Origin of the sequence: Kribbella lupini, assembly GCF_039529595.1 — a bacterium.
Taxonomy (GTDB): domain Bacteria; phylum Actinomycetota; class Actinomycetes; order Propionibacteriales; family Kribbellaceae; genus Kribbella; species Kribbella lupini.
Genome location: NZ_BAAANC010000001.1, coordinates 1,126,399 through 1,145,467 on the forward strand (window position 1 = coordinate 1,126,399; position 19,069 = coordinate 1,145,467).

General features: G+C 69.5%; 16 protein-coding genes and 1 tRNA gene. 11 read left to right on the forward strand and 6 right to left on the reverse strand.

Going from position 1 to position 19,069, the window contains the following annotated elements; translation table 11 throughout:
• Positions 1-71: 71 nt before the first annotated feature.
• Positions 72-1,622: a metallophosphoesterase family protein gene (locus ABD235_RS05120; protein ID WP_344170126.1), complete on the forward strand. Its 1,551-nt coding sequence runs from the start codon at positions 72-74 to the stop codon at positions 1,620-1,622.
• A gap of 108 nt (positions 1,623-1,730) precedes the next feature.
• Complete coding sequence (pyk, locus tag ABD235_RS05125; protein ID WP_344170129.1) at positions 1,731-3,173, forward strand: pyruvate kinase; 1,443 nt, start codon at positions 1,731-1,733, stop codon at positions 3,171-3,173.
• A gap of 56 nt (positions 3,174-3,229) precedes the next feature.
• Here pyk and ABD235_RS05130 read toward each other — a convergent pair whose 3' ends face one another.
• Both ABD235_RS05130 and ABD235_RS05135 read right to left on the reverse strand, forming a co-directional pair.
• A complete protein-coding gene (locus tag ABD235_RS05130; protein ID WP_344170132.1) occupies positions 3,230-3,979 on the reverse strand; it encodes a transcriptional regulator in 750 nt (249 codons plus the stop codon).
• 45 nt (positions 3,980-4,024) lie between these two features.
• Positions 4,025-4,098, reverse strand: a tRNA-Leu gene (locus tag ABD235_RS05135).
• 75 nt (positions 4,099-4,173) lie between these two features.
• On the opposite strand from ABD235_RS05135, the gene ABD235_RS05140 reads away from it, so the two are divergent.
• From ABD235_RS05140 to ABD235_RS05170, 7 genes are all read left to right on the forward strand, one after another.
• Positions 4,174-4,953 carry a transcriptional regulator gene (locus ABD235_RS05140; protein WP_344170135.1) on the forward strand — a complete coding sequence of 260 codons (780 nt, stop codon included), beginning with the start codon at positions 4,174-4,176 and terminating at the stop codon, positions 4,951-4,953.
• Positions 4,954-4,966: 13 nt separating this feature from the next.
• Positions 4,967-5,554 carry an ANTAR domain-containing response regulator gene (locus tag ABD235_RS05145; RefSeq protein WP_344170138.1) on the forward strand — a complete coding sequence of 196 codons (588 nt, stop codon included), beginning with the start codon at positions 4,967-4,969 and terminating at the stop codon, positions 5,552-5,554.
• Positions 5,555-5,904: 350 nt separating this feature from the next.
• Complete coding sequence (locus ABD235_RS05150; protein WP_344170141.1) at positions 5,905-7,146, forward strand: branched-chain amino acid ABC transporter substrate-binding protein; 1,242 nt, start codon at positions 5,905-5,907, stop codon at positions 7,144-7,146.
• An 81-nt stretch (positions 7,147-7,227) separates the two neighbouring features.
• Positions 7,228-8,541 (forward strand): branched-chain amino acid ABC transporter permease, encoded by a 1,314-nt coding sequence (locus ABD235_RS05155; protein ID WP_344170144.1) that lies wholly within the window; start codon positions 7,228-7,230, stop codon positions 8,539-8,541.
• Positions 8,538-10,241, forward strand: a complete 1,704-nt coding sequence (locus ABD235_RS05160) for a branched-chain amino acid ABC transporter permease (protein ID WP_344170147.1) — start codon at positions 8,538-8,540, stop codon at positions 10,239-10,241. Before ABD235_RS05155 ends, ABD235_RS05160 begins: the two co-directional genes overlap by 4 nt.
• Entirely contained in the window at positions 10,238-11,086 is an 849-nt protein-coding gene (locus ABD235_RS05165) for an ABC transporter ATP-binding protein (protein WP_344170150.1), read from the forward strand. Before ABD235_RS05160 ends, ABD235_RS05165 begins: the two co-directional genes overlap by 4 nt.
• The gene (locus ABD235_RS05170) at positions 11,083-11,799 is read left to right on the forward strand and encodes an ABC transporter ATP-binding protein (protein ID WP_344170153.1); all 717 of its coding nucleotides are present in this window, start codon (positions 11,083-11,085) and stop codon (positions 11,797-11,799) included. The genes ABD235_RS05165 and ABD235_RS05170 overlap by 4 nt, the downstream gene beginning before the upstream one ends.
• A gap of 63 nt (positions 11,800-11,862) precedes the next feature.
• On the opposite strand, the gene ABD235_RS05175 is transcribed toward ABD235_RS05170, so the two are convergent.
• Positions 11,863-12,603, reverse strand: a complete 741-nt coding sequence (locus ABD235_RS05175; RefSeq protein ID WP_344170156.1) for a DUF554 domain-containing protein — start codon at positions 12,601-12,603, stop codon at positions 11,863-11,865.
• A 150-nt stretch (positions 12,604-12,753) separates the two neighbouring features.
• On the opposite strand from ABD235_RS05175, the gene ABD235_RS05180 reads away from it, so the two are divergent.
• Entirely contained in the window at positions 12,754-13,365 is a 612-nt protein-coding gene (locus tag ABD235_RS05180) for a GNAT family N-acetyltransferase (protein ID WP_344170159.1), read from the forward strand.
• Here ABD235_RS05180 and ABD235_RS05185 read toward each other — a convergent pair.
• Positions 13,328-13,717 carry a hotdog fold thioesterase gene (locus ABD235_RS05185; protein WP_425553105.1) on the reverse strand — a complete coding sequence of 130 codons (390 nt, stop codon included), beginning with the start codon at positions 13,715-13,717 and terminating at the stop codon, positions 13,328-13,330. The two genes, ABD235_RS05180 and ABD235_RS05185, sit on opposite strands and share 38 nt — an antisense overlap.
• Positions 13,718-13,871: 154 nt before the next feature.
• On the opposite strand from ABD235_RS05185, the gene polA reads away from it, so the two are divergent.
• Positions 13,872-16,559 (forward strand): DNA polymerase I, encoded by a 2,688-nt coding sequence (gene polA, locus ABD235_RS05190; protein ID WP_344173658.1) that lies wholly within the window; start codon positions 13,872-13,874, stop codon positions 16,557-16,559.
• A 144-nt stretch (positions 16,560-16,703) separates the two neighbouring features.
• On the opposite strand, the gene ABD235_RS05195 is transcribed toward polA, so the two are convergent.
• Positions 16,704-17,930, reverse strand: coding sequence for an RNA polymerase sigma factor (locus ABD235_RS05195; RefSeq protein WP_344170165.1), 1,227 nt, complete (start codon positions 17,928-17,930; stop codon positions 16,704-16,706).
• Positions 17,931-18,519: 589 nt separating this feature from the next.
• Complete coding sequence (locus ABD235_RS05200) at positions 18,520-18,900, reverse strand: YciI family protein (protein ID WP_344170168.1); 381 nt, start codon at positions 18,898-18,900, stop codon at positions 18,520-18,522.
• Positions 18,901-19,069 lie beyond the last annotated feature (169 nt).

Below are 19,069 nucleotides of genomic sequence, written 5' to 3' on the forward strand. Positions count from 1 at the left end.
GGGCGTGGTGGTCACCGAAACGCCGCGCCCGGTCAAGCGAGGGTTTGACTCCGACCCATAAGTTGGTGGTCGTGCCTCGACGACTCCTGACCCGCGCGCGGCTCCGCAAGGCGGTGCCGTGGGCGTTGCTGGTCGTGCTCTGGTTCGTCGTGTCGGTCGTGGTCGGGCTGCTCGGGTTCGCCAACGACTCCGAGCGCGTCACGATCGGCGCGCACACCGCGCAGGTCTCGCCGACCTTCGACTCGCACGCGACCCTCGACCTCGGCGCGGTGCTGCCGCGGCTGCGGCTGGACATGAACCTGCCGCTCGGGCTCGGCGTCAATCTCGACATCCAGGAGACCGACGCGACGAACCTGAACGACCTGCTGCAGCGGGACGCGTTGATCGCCTCCCAGCCCGACGGTGAGATCGCGCGGATCCGCGAGGTCGTGCAGCAGATGGCGGTCGACAACGCGGTCGCCGGGGCCGGGTCGGGGCTGCTGGTCACGGTGCTCGTCACGACGGTGTGGGCGATGCTCGGGCCGGCTCGGCGGCGCGAGTTGTTCGCGCTGGTGCACCGAGGCGAACGGCGGGTGCAGCACCGGGCGGTCGTCGTACTGGTGGCGCTGCTGGTGACGGTCGCGTCGGTGATCGGGCCCGCGCAAATGCGCCAGGCGCAGGCGCCGCCGACCGCGTGGCGGCCGTTGGGTGAGTTGCTGCCGGAGGTGTCGTTCGACGACCGGCTGAAGACCGTCGAGGTGGCGTCCGGGTTCTCCACCGACGGGGGAGTGGGCGTCATCCGTACGGCGTTCGAGACCTACGAGCGATCGACCGAGTTCTACGGGCAGTTGCGCGACCGGGTCAGCCGCGTGGGCGGGCGGATCCGTCCGGCCGGCGAGGGCGAGACCGTCGCGCTGCTGGTCTCGGACCGGCACGACAACATCGGGATGGACCCGTTCGCCGCCGAGGTCGCGAAGGTGGCCGGGGCGAAGATCCTGATCGACGCCGGCGACGACACGTCGTCGGGGCAGTCGTGGGAGGCGTTCAGCATCAACTCGCTGGCGCAGCACTTCAAGGACCTCAAGGTCGTCGCGGTGGCCGGCAACCACGACTCCGGCGGATTCGTCGAGGAGACGATGCGGCGGAACAAGTTCACCGTGCTCGACAGCAAACCGGTCGAGGTCGAGGGGATCCGCTTCCTCGGCGACAGCGACCCGACCCGGACCGGGCTCGGCAGCGCCGACACCCCCGGCGACGAGACCACCGGCGAGCAGTCGACCCGGCTCGCCGACGTCGCCTGCGCCCAGGCCGAGGACGAGCCGATCTCGACGATGGTGGTGCACGACCCGTCGTCGTACCAGGAGACCGCCGCGCGCGGCTGCGCCTCGCTGCTGGTGTCCGGGCATCTGCACCGGCAGGTCGGGCCGGACACGAAGACCGTCGACGGGCGGTCCGTCACGACGTACACGAACGGCACGACGGGCGGGGCGGCGTACGCGTTCGCCCTGGGCTACACGCTGCGGCGGCCGGGTGAGGTCACGCTGATCACGTACGCCGACGGGCAGCCGACCGGCCTGCAGACCGTCACCGCGGAGCTCACCGGCGAGGTGACCGTGGGGACCTACCGGCCGTTGCCCGCCTGAAATCCGCTGCCTGGTCAGGCGTTCTCACGCTGGTCACGCGATGTTGACCGGTCGGTAACGGGGGCGGACCAGCGGGCCAGTGGTCTTGTAGGAGTAGGGTTTTGTGACGTGCGTCGCGCAAAGATCGTTTGTACGCTCGGCCCGGCTACGGCCGCCCCGGAGCGCATCCTGGAACTTGTCCAAGCAGGTATGGACGTCGCTCGGCTGAACCTGAGCCACGGCGCCCACGCCGAGCATGAGCGCATCTACCACCGGATTCGCGCTGCAGCGGAGGAGACCGGCAAAAACGTCGGCATCCTCGTCGACCTGCAGGGCCCGAAGATCCGGCTGGCCGAGTTCGCCGAAGGCAAGGTCACGCTGACCTACGGCGAGCGCTTCACCATCACCACCCGTGAGGTCCCCGGTGACGTGACCATCTGCGGTACGACGTACGACGGCCTGCCCGGCGACGTCAGCCCGGGTGATCCGCTGCTCATCGACGACGGCCGCATCGCCCTGGTCGCCGAGGAGGTGACCGAGACCGACGTGATCTGCCGGGTCACCGTCGGCGGGCCGGTGTCCAACAACAAGGGCATCAACCTGCCCGGTGCCACGGTGAGCGTGCCGGCGATGTCGGAGAAGGACGTCGAGGACCTGCGCTGGGCCCTGCACCTGCCGGCCGACATGATCGCGATGTCCTTCGTCCAGCGGGCCTCCGACATCCAGATCGTGCACAAGATCATGGACGAGGAGGGCCACCGGGTCCCCGTCGTCGCCAAGATCGAGAAGCCGCAGGCGGTCGCCAACCTGGACGAGATCATCGAGGCCTTCGACGGCTTCATGGTCGCCCGTGGCGACCTCGGCGTGGAGCTCCCGCTGGAGGAGGTCCCGCTGGTCCAGAAGCTGATCATCGACCAGGCCCGGCTGAACGCGAAGCCGGTGATCGTCGCCACCCAGATGCTGGAGTCGATGATCTCCGCCCCGCGCCCGACCCGGGCCGAGGCCTCCGACGTCGCCAACGCCGTCCTCGACGGCGCCGACGCGGTGATGCTGTCCGGCGAGACCAGCGTCGGCCGGTTCCCGATCGAGACCGTCAAGACGATGGCCCGGATCGTGGAGTCCACCGAGGACCACGGCCTCGGCCGGGTCGCCGAGATCGACTGGGAGCCCCGCACCAAGGGCGGCGTGATCGCCAAGGCCGCCGCGGACGTCGCCGAGGCCCTGGACGCGAAGTACCTGGTCGCCTTCACCCAGTCCGGCGACACGGCGCTCCGCCTGGCCCGCTACCGCACCGAGATCCCGGTACTGGCCTTCACCCCCGTCCCGTCCGTCAGCGCCTGGCTGAGCGTCGTCTGGGGCATCGAGACCCACATCGTCCCCACGGTCGACCACACCGACGAGATGGTCCGCCAGGTCGACCAGCGCCTGCTGGAGCTGGGCAAGCTGGAGAAGGGCGACCTGGTCGTCATCGTCGCCGGCAGCCCACCCAGCATCCCGGGCTCCACCAACGCCCTCCGCGTCCACCGCATGGGCGACGCCATCGCCGGCATCGCCCCGGCGTACCGGGAGTAGGAGCAGGTACCGAGAGAGTTGCTGCGGCCGGTCGACTGACCGGCCGCAGTTGTTCGTCAGGCCTTCGGGCCTACGATCCGGTCGAGTGCTGCTACGCCTTCGCGGCGGGCTACCGAGAGAGCGTTGGGGCGGGGCATCCGCCAGGGGACGCCGAGCAGGTCCAGAGCCCACTGGCACAACCGCATGATGTCGGCGGACTCGTTGGAGAACAGGTAGCGGGTGTACTCGTACCGGCGGACCTCACCGCGCGCTCGGTGGGTCGTCCAGTTCGCGACCCGGCAGCCGTCGGACAGGAACAGACCGCGGAGGAACGATTCGGGGCGCTGGGCAACTATCTCCCGCTGCCAGTCGGCCAGCTCGATCCGCCGCTGGTGCTTTCGCCCCGGACCGTGCTGAGGGAACAAGCACGGCCAGTGCTTCCAGTACGACACCAGTTGAGTGCATCCGGGCGCCCGCACCCTGTGCACCGGCCGTCCTGGGTTCACCGCGGTGATGACCTCCGCAACCTCGGAAACGATGCCGGGGTAGGCGACGTCGCACGCTATGCGCAGCGCGAAGACCGCCCTCCGATGCTCGGACAGGCAGCCGTCACCCAGGTAGAAACCGAGCAACAGCGCGTACTCCGGACCCGCGAGCGGGGAGTCGGCGCACCGCGGGCAGGCGGTGGGATCGACCGCAGGCGGCGGATCGTCCCGCCAGGCACGGATCGCGCTGCGACTGACGGAAAGCCGGCGGCTGACCGAGCTCAGGGTTTCGCCCGCGGCCAGTGACTCCAGCGCGGATCGTCGGGTGCGGGCGTCGTACACGAGGACAGCCTCGCAGCCGGGACCGACAGATCTGGGAAGTTGAGGTGCCCTGGGTGGGACTCGAACCCACACTGGATGCTGTTTGAGAGCACGGCCTCTGCCGATTGGGCTACCAGGGCAATTTGCGCTCGACGATCGTAGCCTACCCGGCCGCCCGATCAGAAAATTGTCGGCGGCAGGTCGGATCATCTGGCATGGGTCGGTTCAGGTCACGGGAGACGGTCGAGTCGGCGTTGCGGATGTCTGACGACGGCGTGCTCGATCGGGTCAACGCCGAGATTCACGGCGTGGCGTTGCGAACGATCAGAACGTGGCGACGGCGATACCGGCTCGAGGGGCGGGTCCGCACCGATGGACCCGGCACCCCGTGCCCGAGGTGCGACGGGGCCGAGCTGGACGAACCGGCGTACGCGTTGCTCCTGGGGTGGTATCTGGGGGACGGGCACATCGTCGCGGCCAGACGTGGGGTCTACACGTTGCAGATTGCGAACGACCAGAAGTACCCGGTGCTCGACCAGGAGATCGCGGCAACGATCCGGCGGGTGAAGGCGACGGCGAGTCCTTGTCTGCGGGGTGGGTCGGCGGCGGTGCGGATCGAGGCGCGGTGGAAGCACTGGCCGTGCGTGTTCCCGCAGCACGGGCCCGGGCGGAAGCACCAGCGGCGGATCGAGTTGCGCGGGTGGCAGCGGGAGATCGTCCGGCGGGAGCCGGAGTTGCTGCTGCGCGGGCTGTTCCACTCCGACGGCTGCCGGTTCGTCAACTGGGCGACCAAGCCGACCCGCGACGGAGGGCGCAAGCGGTACGAGTACCTGCGCTACGTGTTCTCCAACGAGTCCGCGGACATCCGTTTGATCCTCACCGACGCACTGGACCAGCTGGGCATTCCTTGGCGGTGCCCGCGGCCGAACGTGGTCGCGGTGAGTCGGCGGGAGGCGGTTGTGGCGCTCGACGGGTTCGTCGGGCCGAAGAGCTGAGTGCGGGGTCGATATGGTGTCGGGTGTGACTGCTAAGCGTGTGGTGATCGCTGAGGACGAGGCTCTGATCCGGATGGATCTGGCCGAGATGCTGGCTGAGGAGGGGTACGACGTCGTCGGGCAGGCCGGGGACGGGGAGGAGGCCATTCGGCTGGCGGTCGAGCATCGGCCGGATCTGGTGATCCTGGACGTGAAGATGCCGAAGCTGGACGGGCTCAGCGCGGCGGAGAAGATCGCGGGGGAGCGGATCGCGCCGGTGCTGATGCTGACGGCGTTCTCGCAGCGGGAGCTGGTCGAGCGGGCCCGCGACGCCGGAGCGATGGCGTACCTGGTGAAGCCGTTCTCCAAGGCCGACCTGCTGCCGGCGATCGAGATCGCGGCCAGCCGGTACGTCGAGCTCGCGGAGCTGGAGCGCGAGGTCGCCGACCTGTCGGAGCGGCTGGAGACCCGCAAGCTGGTCGACCGGGCCAAGTCGGTGCTGCAGACCAAGTTCGGGCTGTCCGAGCCGGACTCGTTCCGCTGGATCCAGAAGACCGCGATGGACAAGCGCGTCTCGATGCGCCAGGTCGCCGAACTGGTGGTCGACGAAGCCGGTTCCTGAGGCCGGTCCCAGCCCCGGGCACATGCCACGAAAGGCAGGCTTTCGCCACCTGTACGGCGTGGCGCCAGCGCCCGTCCGTCCGAGGAACGAGACGGCCGTCACACAGCGTAAAACCCGGCCGAATACCGGTGGCACCCGTTGGTTGTCAATGTGGCTCTCAGTACGCCGCACCATCACAGCAGGTGACGACGCTGAGCAAAGCCAGTCGTGTCCGATCATGATGGTGCTTACAGCGGTAACGACCTCACAACACACGCTGGGTCACGTTCGCCTTGACTGCTCGGCGGGGTCTAACCTGCGGGTGCTCGCGGCAATCGCGGGGGTCCGGGGATCGCTCGGACTATCCAGACATGGGAGGAACAGTGCACCAGCGTTCCGTAGTACGGGTCGGCGCGTCGCTGATCGTTGCGTCGTTGGCCCTGACTGCCTGCGGTTCACGCAGCGACGACAACGGTGGCGGGGGCTCCGGCGATGAGACGAAGACCGCCAAGATCGGCGTGATCGCACCGCTGTCGGGCGACCTGTCCGCGCTTGGTCTGGGTATCCAGCACTCGGTCGAGCTGGCCGTGAAGCAGGCCAACGACTCCAACGCCGTTCCGGGCTGGAAGTTCGAGGTCTCGGCCAAGGACGACGAGGGCAAGACGGACCCGGCCAAGAACGCGGCCACCGCGCTCGCCGGTGACAAGGACGTGATCGGTGTCGTCGGCACCCTGAACACCAGCACGAGCCTGCAGGTTCAGCCGGTGCTCGCGCCGAAGAACATCGTCCAGGTCTCGCCGGCCAACACCGGCCCCGCCCTGACCCAGGGCGCGGACTGGCAGAAGAGCCCGAAGCGGCCGTACCCGACGTACTTCCGCACCTGCACCACGGACGCCGTCCAGGGGCCGTTCGCGGCGCGCTACCTGTACAACACCGCGAAGATCACCAAGGTCGCGACGATCCACGACAAGAAGGCCTACGGCCAGGGCCTGGTCGGCACCTTCACCGACGAGTTCAAGAAGCTCGGCGGTACGGTGACCGCGGCCGAGACGATCACCGCGGACGAGTCGAACTACACCGCGGTCGTGTCCGCGATCAAGCCGTCCGCCCCGCAGGCGGTCTACTACGGCGGTGAGTACCCGCAGGCCGGGCCGCTGTCGCAGCAGATGAAGGCGGCCGGTCTGAACGTCCCGCTGATGGGCGGCGACGGCATCTTCGACCCGAAGTACATCTCCCTGGGTGGCAAGAGCTCCACCGGCGACCTGGCCACCTCGGTCGGCGCGCCGACCGACGCGCTGCCGTCGGCCAAGAAGTTCGTCGAGGACTACAAGGCGGCGAACTTCCCGGAGCCGTACGCCGCCTACGGCGGTTACTCCTACGACGCGGCGAACGCGATCATCAACGCGCTGAAGGAGTCCCTGAAGGACGCCTCCGACGTCGAGTCGGCCCGTCCGAAGACCGTCGAGGCGCTCGGCAAGGTCTCGTTCGACGGCGTCACCGGCAAGGTCTCCTTCGACCAGTACGGCGACACCACCTCCAAGGTCCTGACCGTCTACAAGGTCGACGCCGGTAAGTGGGCGACCGTGGAGACCAAGGACTTCGTAGCCAACTAGTCGGCCTCGTGTCCGGGGGTGGGAGTGAACGTTTCTCCCACCCCCGTGGCATGTCGGCACAGAGGTAGTTAGGAGGTCGACGTGGACCAGTTCTTCCAGCAGCTCGTGAACGGGCTGACTCTCGGGTCGTTGTACGCCCTGATCGCGGTCGGGTACACCGTCGTCTACGGCATCGTGCAGCTGATCAACTTCGCGCACGGCGAGATCTTCATGATCGGCGCGTTCGGCGCGCTGACGACGTACCTGTTGTTCTTCGACGGGCACACCAGTGTGTGGATCCTGCCGGTGATGATCATCGGGGCGATCATCGCCTCGACCGCCACCGCGGTGGCGATGGAACGTGTCGCGTACCGTCCCCTGCGGAACGCGCCACGACTCGCACCGCTGATCACCGCGATCGGGATCTCGGTGTTCCTGCAGGAGTTCATCCGGCTCCTGTACGACCGGCCGCAGTGGACGCTGGTCGTGATCGCGCCGACCGTGGTGTGGGTCGCGTACGTCGCGGCCACCCGCGGGCTGAAGCTCAACCTGAATCACCCCGTGACCAAGTGGCAGGACCGGACGCCGCTGATCGGCGCCGGTGTCGGTGCGCTGCTGGTCTGGATCGTGGTCCGGCGGCTCGTCGACCCCGGCTACGCGTTCACGCCCGTCGTACTGATCGCCGGCGTGGCCGTCGGTGTGGGCGTCGCGTGGTTGCTGGCCCGGTTCGGGTCCGGCAGCGAGCGCGCGAAGCTCCTGCTCATGCCGTCCCTGCAGCTGGCCGGCGGGGCGGTCGTCCTGCTCGAGCTCCTCTGGGTCGTCTACCGCGAGATCCTCAGCTCGATCGAGTGGCCGAGCGCGAAGCAGCGCATCCCGTTCCCGCAGATCGACGTGGTCACCGGGTCGGCGCTGCAGCTCGGTGGCGTGACCATCCAGCGGTCGGCGATCTTCACCGTCGCCGCGCTGGTCGTCTGTACGGCGATCCTGTGGTACTTCATCAACCGGACCCGGCTGGGCCGCGGCATGCTCGCGGTCTCCCAGGACCCCGACACCGCCCGCCTGATGGGCATCAACGTCGACCGGATCATCGTGGTCGCGTTCGCGCTCGGCGCCGTACTGGCCGCCGTCGCCGGTGTCTCGCAGGGCCTGCAGAACAACAACATCGAGTTCCGGATGGGCTTCCTGGCCGGTCTGAAGGCGTTCACCGCCGCGGTGCTCGGTGGAATCGGCAACATCTACGGTGCGGTCGCCGGTGGTCTGGTGCTCGGCGTCGTCGAGGCGATGGCCACCCAGTACATCCCCGGCCAGTTCGGTGGTAGTACCTGGAAGGACGTCTGGGCGTTCGTCATCCTGATTCTGGTACTGGTCTTCAGGCCGCAGGGCCTGCTCGGGGCGAGGGTGGTGGATCGCGCATGACGCAGGTCGACACGACAACCGGTACGACGGAACCGGCGGCGACGCCGCCGTCGAAGGCCGCCTGGCCGCTCGGCCTGGCAGGTGTGCTCCTGGTGGTCGTCGGCTCCTTCCTGTCCTGGAGCTACGACGGCTCGATCCTGGGCGACCTGTCGATCAACTTCTACCCCGGCGGGCTGCAGATCCTGGCGATCATCGCCGCCGTGCTCGCGCTGGTGCTGCTGCTGGCCGAGCAGGGTCCGCTCAGCCGGCTCAACGCCTGGCTCGACACCACCCTGGGCCTGCGGGCGCTGGGGATCGGCCTGACGTTCTACATGCTGCTGGTGCTGATCGCGATCTCCGTCGAGTCCGACGGCCTGATCAACGTCAACCCCGGCGGCTGGATCTCCTTCGTCGGCGCGGTCGCCCTCCTGGTCTCCTCCCGGATGCTGCCGCTGCGGACGCTGAACGACATGAGCCGGGCCAAGCTCCCGGGCTGGTCGGAGATCGTCGCGATCGCCGTCCTGATGGCGTCGGTGCTGTTCGTCTCGGCGTACGCGCTGGGGCTGGACGACGCCTGGGCGTTCGTGCTGTGCCTGGTGTTCATCGCGGCCGTCGTGGCCGTGCTGTTCCGGACCGGCACGATGAGCTGGGTCGGGCACGCCGCGCAGCGGCACAAGAAGGTCCTGACGCTGTCGTCGTTCGTCGTCGCGTTCCTGTTCCCGTTCACCCAGAACGGTTCGGACGCGAACATGTCGATCGCGACCCAGGTGCTGGTCTTCGCCGCCACCGCGATGGGCCTGAACATCGTGGTCGGCCTGGCCGGCCTGCTGGACCTCGGGTACATCGCGTTCCTCGGCTCCGGCGCGTACGTCGCGGCGATGCTGTCGAACTCGGCGTTCGCGACGATCGGCTGGACCCCGCCGTTCCTGGTCGTGGTCCTGGTCGGCGCCTGCGTCGCGGCGACCTTCGGCCTGATCATCGGTTCACCGACGCTGCGGGTCTCCGGCGACTACCTGGCGATCGTGACGCTCGGGTTCGGTGAGATCTTCCGGCTCGCGATGGCCAACCTGGACGGCAACAACGGCCCGAACCTGACCAACGGCCCGAACGGCATCCCGGGCATCCCGGACCTGCAGGTCGGCAGCTTCAACTTCGGCGACGAGCACAACGTCGCCGGGATCGACCTCGGGCGCTTCTCGAACTACTACTTCCTGCTGCTGGTCCTGATCGGCGGCATCATCCTGGTCTTCGCCCGGCTGAACAACAGCCGGATCGGGCGCGGCTGGGTGGCGATCCGGGAGGACGAGAAGGCCGCCGAGGCGATGGGTGTGAACGTCTTCGGCCTGAAGCTGCTGGCGTTCGCGGTCGGCGCCTTCCTGGCCGGTCTGGCCGGCACCATCAAGGCGCACCAGGACGGCGCGGTCAGTCCCGACCAGTACGTCTTCCTGGAGTCGGCCTTCCTGCTGGCGGCCATCGTGCTGGGCGGTATGGGCACCATCGCCGGTGTGTTGCTCGGTGCAACGATCCTGAAGCTGCTGCCGGAGAAGCTGCGGTTCTTCTCGGAGTACCGGCTGCTGCTGTTCGGTCTGCTGCTGGTGCTGATGATGCGGTTCCGCCCCGAGGGCCTGGTGGCCAGCCGCAGACGGCAGTTGGAGTTCCACGAAGAGGACGAGGAGCTGGCCGTCGCGGTCGAGCAGGAACTCGTCGAGGAGGCGAAATGACCGTCACGGAACCGGCGCCGAGCGCGCCGACCACCGGCCGGCCGGTGCTGGAGGCCTCCGGCGTGACCATGCGCTTCGGTGGTCTGTTGGCCGTCAACGACGTCAACCTGACCGTCCGCGAGGGCGAGATCGTCGGGCTGATCGGCCCGAACGGCGCCGGCAAGACGACGTTCTTCAACTGCCTGACCGGGCTGTACAAGCCGACCAGCGGTCAGGTCCGGTTCGAGGGCACGCCGTTGCCGCCCAAGCCGCGGGCCGTGGTCAAGGCGGGGATGGCGCGGACGTTCCAGAACATCCGCCTGTTCGCCAACATGACCGCGCTGGAGAACGTGATGGTGGGCCGGTACTGCCGGACGTCGGCCGGTGCGCTGACGTCGGTGCTGCACGGCCCGAAGTACCGTCGCGAGGAGGCGGCCACCCGGGCCCGTGCCCAGGAGCTGCTGGAGTTCGTCGGCCTCGGCAAGTCCACCGAGCACCTGGCCCGGAACATGCCGTACGGCGACCAGCGGCGGCTCGAGATCGCCCGCGCGCTGGCCACCGACCCGAAGCTCATCCTGCTGGACGAGCCGACGGCCGGGATGAACCCGCAGGAGACCAAGCAGGCCAGCGACCTGATCTTCAAGATCCGGGACTCGGGCCTGTCGGTGGTCGTGATCGAGCACGACATGCGGTTCATCTTCAACCTGTGCGACCGGGTGCTGTGCCTGGTCCGCGGCGAGACGCTGATCGAGGGCTCGCCCGGCGAGGTGCAGTCGGACCCGCGGGTGATCGAGGCCTACATCGGCACCGGCGAGGACGACGAGGACGACGACCGTCCGCAGGACGTTCCGGAGGAGGGACGATGACCGCGATGCTGGAGGTCCGCGACCTCGAGGTTGCCTACGGCAAGATCGTCGCGGTGAAGAGGATCAGCTTCTCCGTCGAGCAGGGGCAGGTGGTGTCGCTGATCGGCACCAACGGCGCCGGCAAGACGACCACGCTGCGGACGATCTCGGGGCTGCTGCGCCCGACGTCGGGCGAGATCCTGTTCCAGGGGCAGCGGATCGACGACGTACCGGCCCACGACATCGTCACGATGGGGCTGGCACACTCGCCCGAGGGCCGGCGGATCTTCCCCCGGCTGTCGGTCGAGGAGAACCTGCTGCTCGGCGCGTTCACCCGCAACGACCAGTCGGCGATCCGGACCGACCTCGAGGCGGCGTACGCGCTGTTCCCGATCCTGGGGGAGCGCCGCAAGCAGCCGGCCGGGACGTTCTCCGGCGGTGAGCAGCAGATGCTGGCGATGGGCCGGGCGATGATGAGCCGTCCCAAGCTGCTGATGCTCGACGAGCCGTCGATGGGCCTGTCGCCGATCATGATGAAGCGGATCATGACGACCGTCACCGAGCTGCAGAAGCAGGGCACGACGATCCTGCTGGTCGAGCAGAACGCCCAGGCGGCGCTCAAGCGGGCCGACTACGGCTACGTCCTGGAGGTCGGCAAGATCGTCGTCGAGGGCACCGGCCGCGAGCTGCTGGTCAACGACGACGTGCGCAAGGCGTACCTCGGCGAGGACTGACCCGTACGACGAAGAGCCCCGGTCCCCGCGTGGGAGCCGGGGCTCTTTGCTGTCGGCAACCGCTCAGTTGCGGACGACAACCAGCAGGTGGACCAGCAGCGGCGCGACGATCAGCGCCGGCAGGAGATCGGCGACGGCGACCTGCTTGATCTTCAGCAGCCGCAGCGCCACACCGATCAGCAGCAGGCCGCCGGTGGCGCCCAGAGCCGTCACGTGGGCCTCGGGCAGTACGTCGCCGAGCAGGGCGCCGACGGCCGTCATCAGGCCCTGGACGACCAGTACGACGAGCGCGGACGCCGCGACGCCCCAGCCGAGCGAAGCGGCGAAGGCGATCGAGGCGAAGCCGTCCAGGACCGCCTTCAGGAACAGCTGGTCGGCGCCGCGGCCCACACCGTCGGACAGCGCACCCAGGAAGGTGAGCGGCCCGACGCAGAAGACCATCGACGCGGTGACGAAGCCCTCCACGAACGTGCTCTCGCCGTCCCCGCGGCTGAACCGGTGCTGGAGCCAGCTGCCGAAGCCCTCGAGGCGTTGCTCGATCCGCAGCAGCGAACCCGCGATACCGCCGATCAGCATCGCGCCGAGCACGATCAGCACCGGCGCGCTGTCGCCGACCGCGTCGCTGAGGGCGGCATCGCCGACCGTGAGTGCCGACGTGATCGCGATCAGCAGTGTGACCAGACCCAGTGCGTCGGTGACGAGGTCGCGGGTCCGGCCGGGCAGGCGGTGCCCGATCAGCACGCCGAGGACCGAGCCGACGAGGACCGTCGCGACGTTCACGACGGTGCCGATTCCGATGAACAAGCGTGCTCTCCGATCGCCGGCGATCACAGCCGGTGTGGGGGTGGTCGCGTCGCTTTGCAAGCGACCTCCGAAGCCCTACTGTTGCGCGGGGACGAGCGTATCCGCCCAGTCCTGTTCACCTCGGGGGTGGATCAAGACCAGGAGGCCGACGTGGCAGCAGCCATCGAGGTGCGCGACGCACGGCCCGACGACGCCGCGGCCCTGGTGACGCTGTGGGGCGAGATGTCGATCGGCACCGGTCACCAGCGCGCGCTGGCGGCGCCGACGCCGGCGTCGGTCCGGGCCTCGATCGCCCGGCTCGGCCAGGATCCCGGCGCCCGGCTGGTGGTCGGCGAGCTCGACGGCCACGTCAGCGGGATGGTCTACCTGCGCCGGACGCCGATCTCCCCGCTGCACGCCGAGGAGACGATGACGGTCGAGTACCTGCACGTCACCGACCACGCCCGCCGGCACGGTCTGGGCAAGGCGCTGGTCGCCGAGTCCGCCGCGTGGGCCGAGCACGAGAACTGCCCGTACCTCGGGGTCGTCGCGCCCGCCCTGGCCCGGGAGGCGAACCGGTTCCTCGCCCGGCTCGGGCTCGGCCAGGCCGCCGTACTGCGGTTCGCCGGCACGCACACGGTCCGTCGCCGGCTCGCCGCCGAGCACGCGCCCAACCTGCTGGCGATGCTGTCGTCACGCCGGTCGGTGATCGCCCGGCGCGCCCAGCTCGGCCGGCACCCCGATCTCACTTCTCCGGCGGAGCCTGAATCAGCTGGCAGGTGATCCGGGCGGTGCACACCCGCTTGTCCCGCTCGTCGGTGACGACGATCTCGTACGACGTGGTGGTGCGGCCCAGGTAGATCGGCGTGGCCACGCCGGTCACGGTCCCTTCCCGGACGGCCCGGTGGTGGGTCGCGTTGATGTCGACGCCGACCGCGACCTTCCCGTACTGCGCCGCGTGCAGGGCCGACCCGATCGACCCGAGGCTCTCGGCGAGCACGCAGGACGCGCCACCGTGCAGCAGCCCGTACGGCTGGGTGTTGCCCTTGACGGGCATGGTCGCCACGACCCTTTCGGGGGACGCCTCGCTGACCGCGATGCCCATCACGCTGAGCAAAGTGCCCGCGACGTCCATGCCCGGCGGCAGCGCCGTCCCTTCACTGCTCTGATCAGTCACAGGGCGCACCCTACCTTCGCCCGGCGTGAGAGAAACTGTCCCTGCCAACCACTAGAGTCGGTACGTGGCTCCAGAAACTGACACGACTACGACGACCAAGGACCCCGAGCCGGTGACGGGCGACTCGCCCCGGCCGCGGATCCTGCTGCTGGACGGGCATTCGCTCGCGTACCGGGCGTTCTTCGCGCTGCCGGTGGAGAACTTCTCCACCACCACGGGTCAGCACACCAACGCGGTGTACGGGTTCACCTCGATGCTGATCAACATGCTGCGCGACGAGCAGCCGACGCACATCTGCGTCGCCTTCGACGTGTCCCGCAAGACCTTCCGCTCCGAGCAGTACACGGAGTACAAGGCCGGCCGGTCGAAGTCGCCGGACGAGTTCAAGGGGCAGGTCTCGCTGGTCAAGGAGGTGCTGGAGGCGCTCCGGATCCCGACCACCGAGATCGACGGCTGGGAGGCCGACGACATCATCGCCACGCTCGCGACGCAGGCCGACGAGCAGGGCTTCGAGGTGCTGATCAGCTCCGGCGACCGCGACTCCTTCCAGCTGATCAACGACAACATCACCGTGCTGTACCCCAAGCGGGGCGTCTCCGAGATCGCCCGGATGGACCCGGCCGCGGTCGAGGCGAAGTACGGCATCCCCCCGCGGCTGTACCCCGACCTCGCCGCGCTGGTCGGCGAGAAGAGCGACAACCTGCCCGGCGTACCGGGGGTCGGTGACAAGACCGCGGCGAAGTGGCTGAACCAGTTCGGCTCGCTCAACGACGTGATCGACCGGGTCAACGAGATCAAGGGCAAGGCCGGTGAGTCGCTGCGCGAGCACCTGTCCGACGTGATCCGGAACCGCCAGATCAACGAGCTGGTCCGCGACCTGACGCTGGACGTCTCGGTCGACGACCTGGTCCGGCACCCCTGGGACCGCGACAAGGTGCACACGCTGTTCGACAGCCTGGAGTTCCGGGTGCTGCGCGAGCGGCTGGTCGCCGAGCACGAGCAGGTCGAGGAGACGATCGAGGAAGGCTTCGACCTCGAGGGCACGCAGCTCAAGCCGGGCGAGGTCGCGGCCTGGATCAAGGAGCACGTGTCGACCGGCGCGCGCACCGGCGTGGCCGTGCAGGGCAGCTGGGGCCGGGGGACCGGCGAGATCACCGGGCTCGCGCTGGCGACGTCGACCGGTGCGGCGGCCTGGTTCGACCCGGCGACGCTGACGCCGGACGACGACGCGGCCTGGCAGGCCTGGCTCGCCGACGCCGCGCAGCCGAAGGCGCTGCACGACGCGAAGGGTCCGCTGCTCGGGTTCCTCGAGCGCGGCTGGACGCTGGCCGGGCTGACGTCCGACACCCAGCTGAGCGCGTACCTGGCCCGTCCGGACCAGCGGTCGTACGACCTGTCCGACCTGACCGTGCGGTACCTCAAGCGCGAGCTGCGCACCGAGGAGGCCGACAACGGGCAGCTCAGCTTCGACGACGTTGAGGGCGGCCCGGCCGCCGACGCGACGATGCTGCGCGCGCGGGCGATCGCGGACCTCGCGGACACGCTCGACGTGGAGCTGGAGAAGCAAGCCGGTACAGCGCTGCTGGCCGACGTCGAGCTGCCGCTGATCGACGTGATCGCGGCGATGGAGCGCGACGGGATCGCGGTCGACCGGCCGTACCTGGAGCAGCTCGAGGAGCGGTTCGCGACCGGTGTCCGGGACGCGGCGGCGTCGGCGTACGAGGTGATCGGCAAGGAGATCAACCTCGGGTCGCCCAAGCAGCTGCAGGTGGTGCTGTTCGACGAGCTGCAGATGCCGAAGACCAAGCGCACCAAGACCGGGTACACGACCGACGCGGACTCGCTGCAGTCGCTGTTCGAGAAGACCGAGCACCCGTTCCTGGCGTACCTGCTCGCGCACCGCGACGCGACCCGGCTGCGGCAGACCGTCGAGGGGCTGCTGAAGACGATCAGCCCGAGGGACGCCCGGATCCACACCACGTTCAACCAGACGATCGCGGCGACCGGGCGACTCAGCTCGACCGACCCGAACCTGCAGAACATCCCGATCCGGACCGAGGAGGGCCGCCGGATCCGCGAGGCGTTCGTCGTCGGCGAAGGCTTCGAGGCCTTGATGTCGGCCGACTACAGCCAGATCGAGATGCGGATCATGGCGCACGTGTCGGAGGACGAGGGGCTGATCTCGGCGTTCAACTCCGGCGAGGACTTCCACTCGGTGACCGCCGCGCGGGTGTTCTCGGTCGACGCGAGCGAGGTGACGCAGGAGCAGCGCGCCAAGATCAAGGCGATGAACTACGGCCTGGCGTACGGGCTGTCGGCGTACGGGCTGAGCCAGCAGCTGAAGATCGGCGTGGACGAGGCCAAGGGCCTGATGGACGAGTACTTCGAGCGCTTCGGTGGGGTGCGGGACTACCTGCGCAGCATCGTGCTCGAGGCCGGCAAGAGCGGGTACACCGAGACCATCCTCGGCCGCCGCCGCTACCTGCCCGACCTGACCAGCGACAACCGCCAGCGCCGCGAGATGGCCGAGCGGATGGCGCTGAACGCTCCGATCCAGGGCTCGGCCGCCGACGTCATCAAGATGGCGATGCTCAAGGTCGACGCGTCCCTGCGCGCCTCCGGCCTCAAGTCCCGGATGCTCCTCCAGGTCCACGACGAACTGGTCTTCGAGATCGCCCCGGGCGAGCGCGAAGCCCTGGAAGCCCTTGTCCGCAAGGACATGGGCGCCGCGGTCGAGATGGCCGTCCCGCTGGATGTCTCGGTCGGCGTAGGCCGTACCTGGCACGAAGCCGCGCACTGATCTGCTGAAGGCAACAACAGGCTCCCCATCGTGAGGTGGGGAGCCTGTTGCCGTTCAGCGCCGGAGCAAGCCCGTGGCGGCCGGTCTCCGACGTGCTCCGGGACCGTCTGTTGCAGCAGGGCCCGGCTGAGGAGTGAAGCGACTTCAGGAGCCGGTCAAGGCGGCTCGGCGTTGGAGCAGGTGGATTCGTTCGGCTTCGTTGGCGCAGGCGAGCAGGGCGGTGTCGTAGGCGGCCGCGGCTTCGTCGAGGCGGCCTGCGCGGGTGAGGAGTTCGGCGCGTACGGCGGGGAGTCGGTGACCGGGGAGATCCAGCCCCTGCAGGAGGGTGAGGCCGGCGGTGGGGCCCTCGGCCTCGGCGACCGCGACTGCGCGGTTCAGGGTGACGATCGGTGAACCGGTCAGGGCCTCCAGTTCCTCGTACCAGCTGGCGATGCGGTGCCAGTCGGTGTCGACGGCGCGGAGAGTGATCGAGTGCTCGGCCGCGATGAGTGCCTGCAGCAAGTAAGCACTCGACGGAGCCCGCTGCGCCAACGGGGTCAGCAGGGCGAGGGCCTCGGCGATCTCGTTGGTGTGCCAGCGGGTGCGGTCCTGGTCGGGGAGGAGGACCAGCCGTCCGCGGTCGACGCGGGCGTCGCGCCGCGAGTGCTGCAACAGCATCAGCGCCAGCAGCGCGTCGACATCGTCGTACGACGACGCCGGGCAGACCTCGCGGAGGACCCGGACCAACCGGATCACCTCGCCGGCCTCGGCCGCGCGTACGACGTCGTCGCCCGAGCCGGGTGCGTACGCCGCGGTGAACGCCAGGTAGGCGATCTCCGCGACCGCCGAGATCCGCGCTTGGAGCGCCGGTCCGGTCGGGATTTCGAACGTCGCGCCGGCCAGCCGCTTCCGGGCCCGCGTGAGTCGGGCGCCCATCGTCGTCGCCGGGACGAGGAACAGCCGCGCGATGTCCGCGGTCGGCACCCCCAGGACGAGCCGTAACGTCAGTGCCGCCGCGGCGTCCTGGTCGAGCGACGGATGGGCGCACAGCAGAATCAACCGCAGCCGCTCGTCCACCACCCCGTCCTCACCGGACCCCGAGGCGTCGACCATCACGCGCCGAGCGTTCGCGGCGACGCCCGCCTCGACGGCCAGCATCGGCAACGCCTTGGCCGCCACGGCTTCCGCGCGCAACCGATCGAGCGCGCGCCGCCGAGCCGCCGTCAGCAACCACGCCGGCGGGTTGCTAGGTACGCCGTCTTGCGGCCAGGTCCGCGCCGCAGCCTCGAACGCTTCGGCCAACGAGTCCTCGGCAAGGTCAAGACGCCGAAACCGCGCCACAAGCAAGGCCAGCAACCGCCCCCACTCGTCCCGCAGAACGCTCTCCAACACGCTCGACACCCCGTCGCCCGGCGTGCCCGCCCCGCTCACGAACCGCAACCCGACGGCACAGTCCCCGCCGGCCCGCCCGCAGATCTCATCGGCGCCTCACCACCGACAGTTTGGCTGCTCGGCGATCCACCACGAGCGGCGCCGCCCGTCCGTGGAACGGGACGTCGGCGCTGAGGCGCTCGCGGGGGAGCAGCACGGCGACCCGTGGATCGGCGCCGCGCAACCGACACTTCGCCGCTCGCCGCTCGCCGCTCGCCGCTCGCCGCTCGCCGCTCGGCGGTCGACGGCCCGCGGCGCCGCCCGGCCCGGGTGCAGGACGCCCGCGCCGAGGCGCTCGCGGGGAGGAGCACTGCGACTCGTGGATCGGCGTCGTGCCGCGGTCGCAGCACTGGCGGACCAGCCGGTGAGTTGCCAGGACAAGGCGCTGCCCCCGGCGTGGTGGGGCCGCACCGTGCGCGAGAGCCTCGCCGACCGGCCACCGACACTTGGTGGCTCGGCGGCCGGCGGCGCCGCTCGTCCCGTCGGGGACGTTCGCGCCGAGGCGCTCCGAGGGAGCAGCAACGTGACCCATGGATCGGCGCCGCGCCCATCACTCGTCCGGGACGCCGACGTCGAGGCACTGGCGGACCTCGACGTGGTACTCGCGGGGGAGCAGTGCCGCGACTTCCAGCGCGGTGGCGAAGTCCGGCAGCTCGACCAGGTAGAACCCACCGAGCTGCTCGACAGTCTCGGCGTACGGGCCTTCGGTGACCCGGCGGCCCTCGCCGTCGGGCCGTAACGTGCGAGCGTCCCGCGGATGGGCCAGCGCTTCGCCGCCGCGGAAGCGGCCGCGCTCGCGGACCGCCGCGGTGAACGCCCGGTACGCGGCGAAGACTCTCTCCTGTTCCGCGTCGTCGGCGGCGTCCCAGCGGGCGAAGTGGTCGGGTTCGGCCAGCAGGATCAGGAAGCGGGTCAGGTCGGAGGTGAACATCGGTCCCCTTTCGCGGGGTGAGAACAAGTGCTGTCATCACCATGACTCCGATCGACCACCGGATTCGACAGCGGGCGGCGCCGACTCCTGCAGCCTCGCCGTCACCCGCGCCGGCGAACGCGCCGTCGGACTAATCGATCGGGACGGCGGAGGGATGACGGCCGACGCG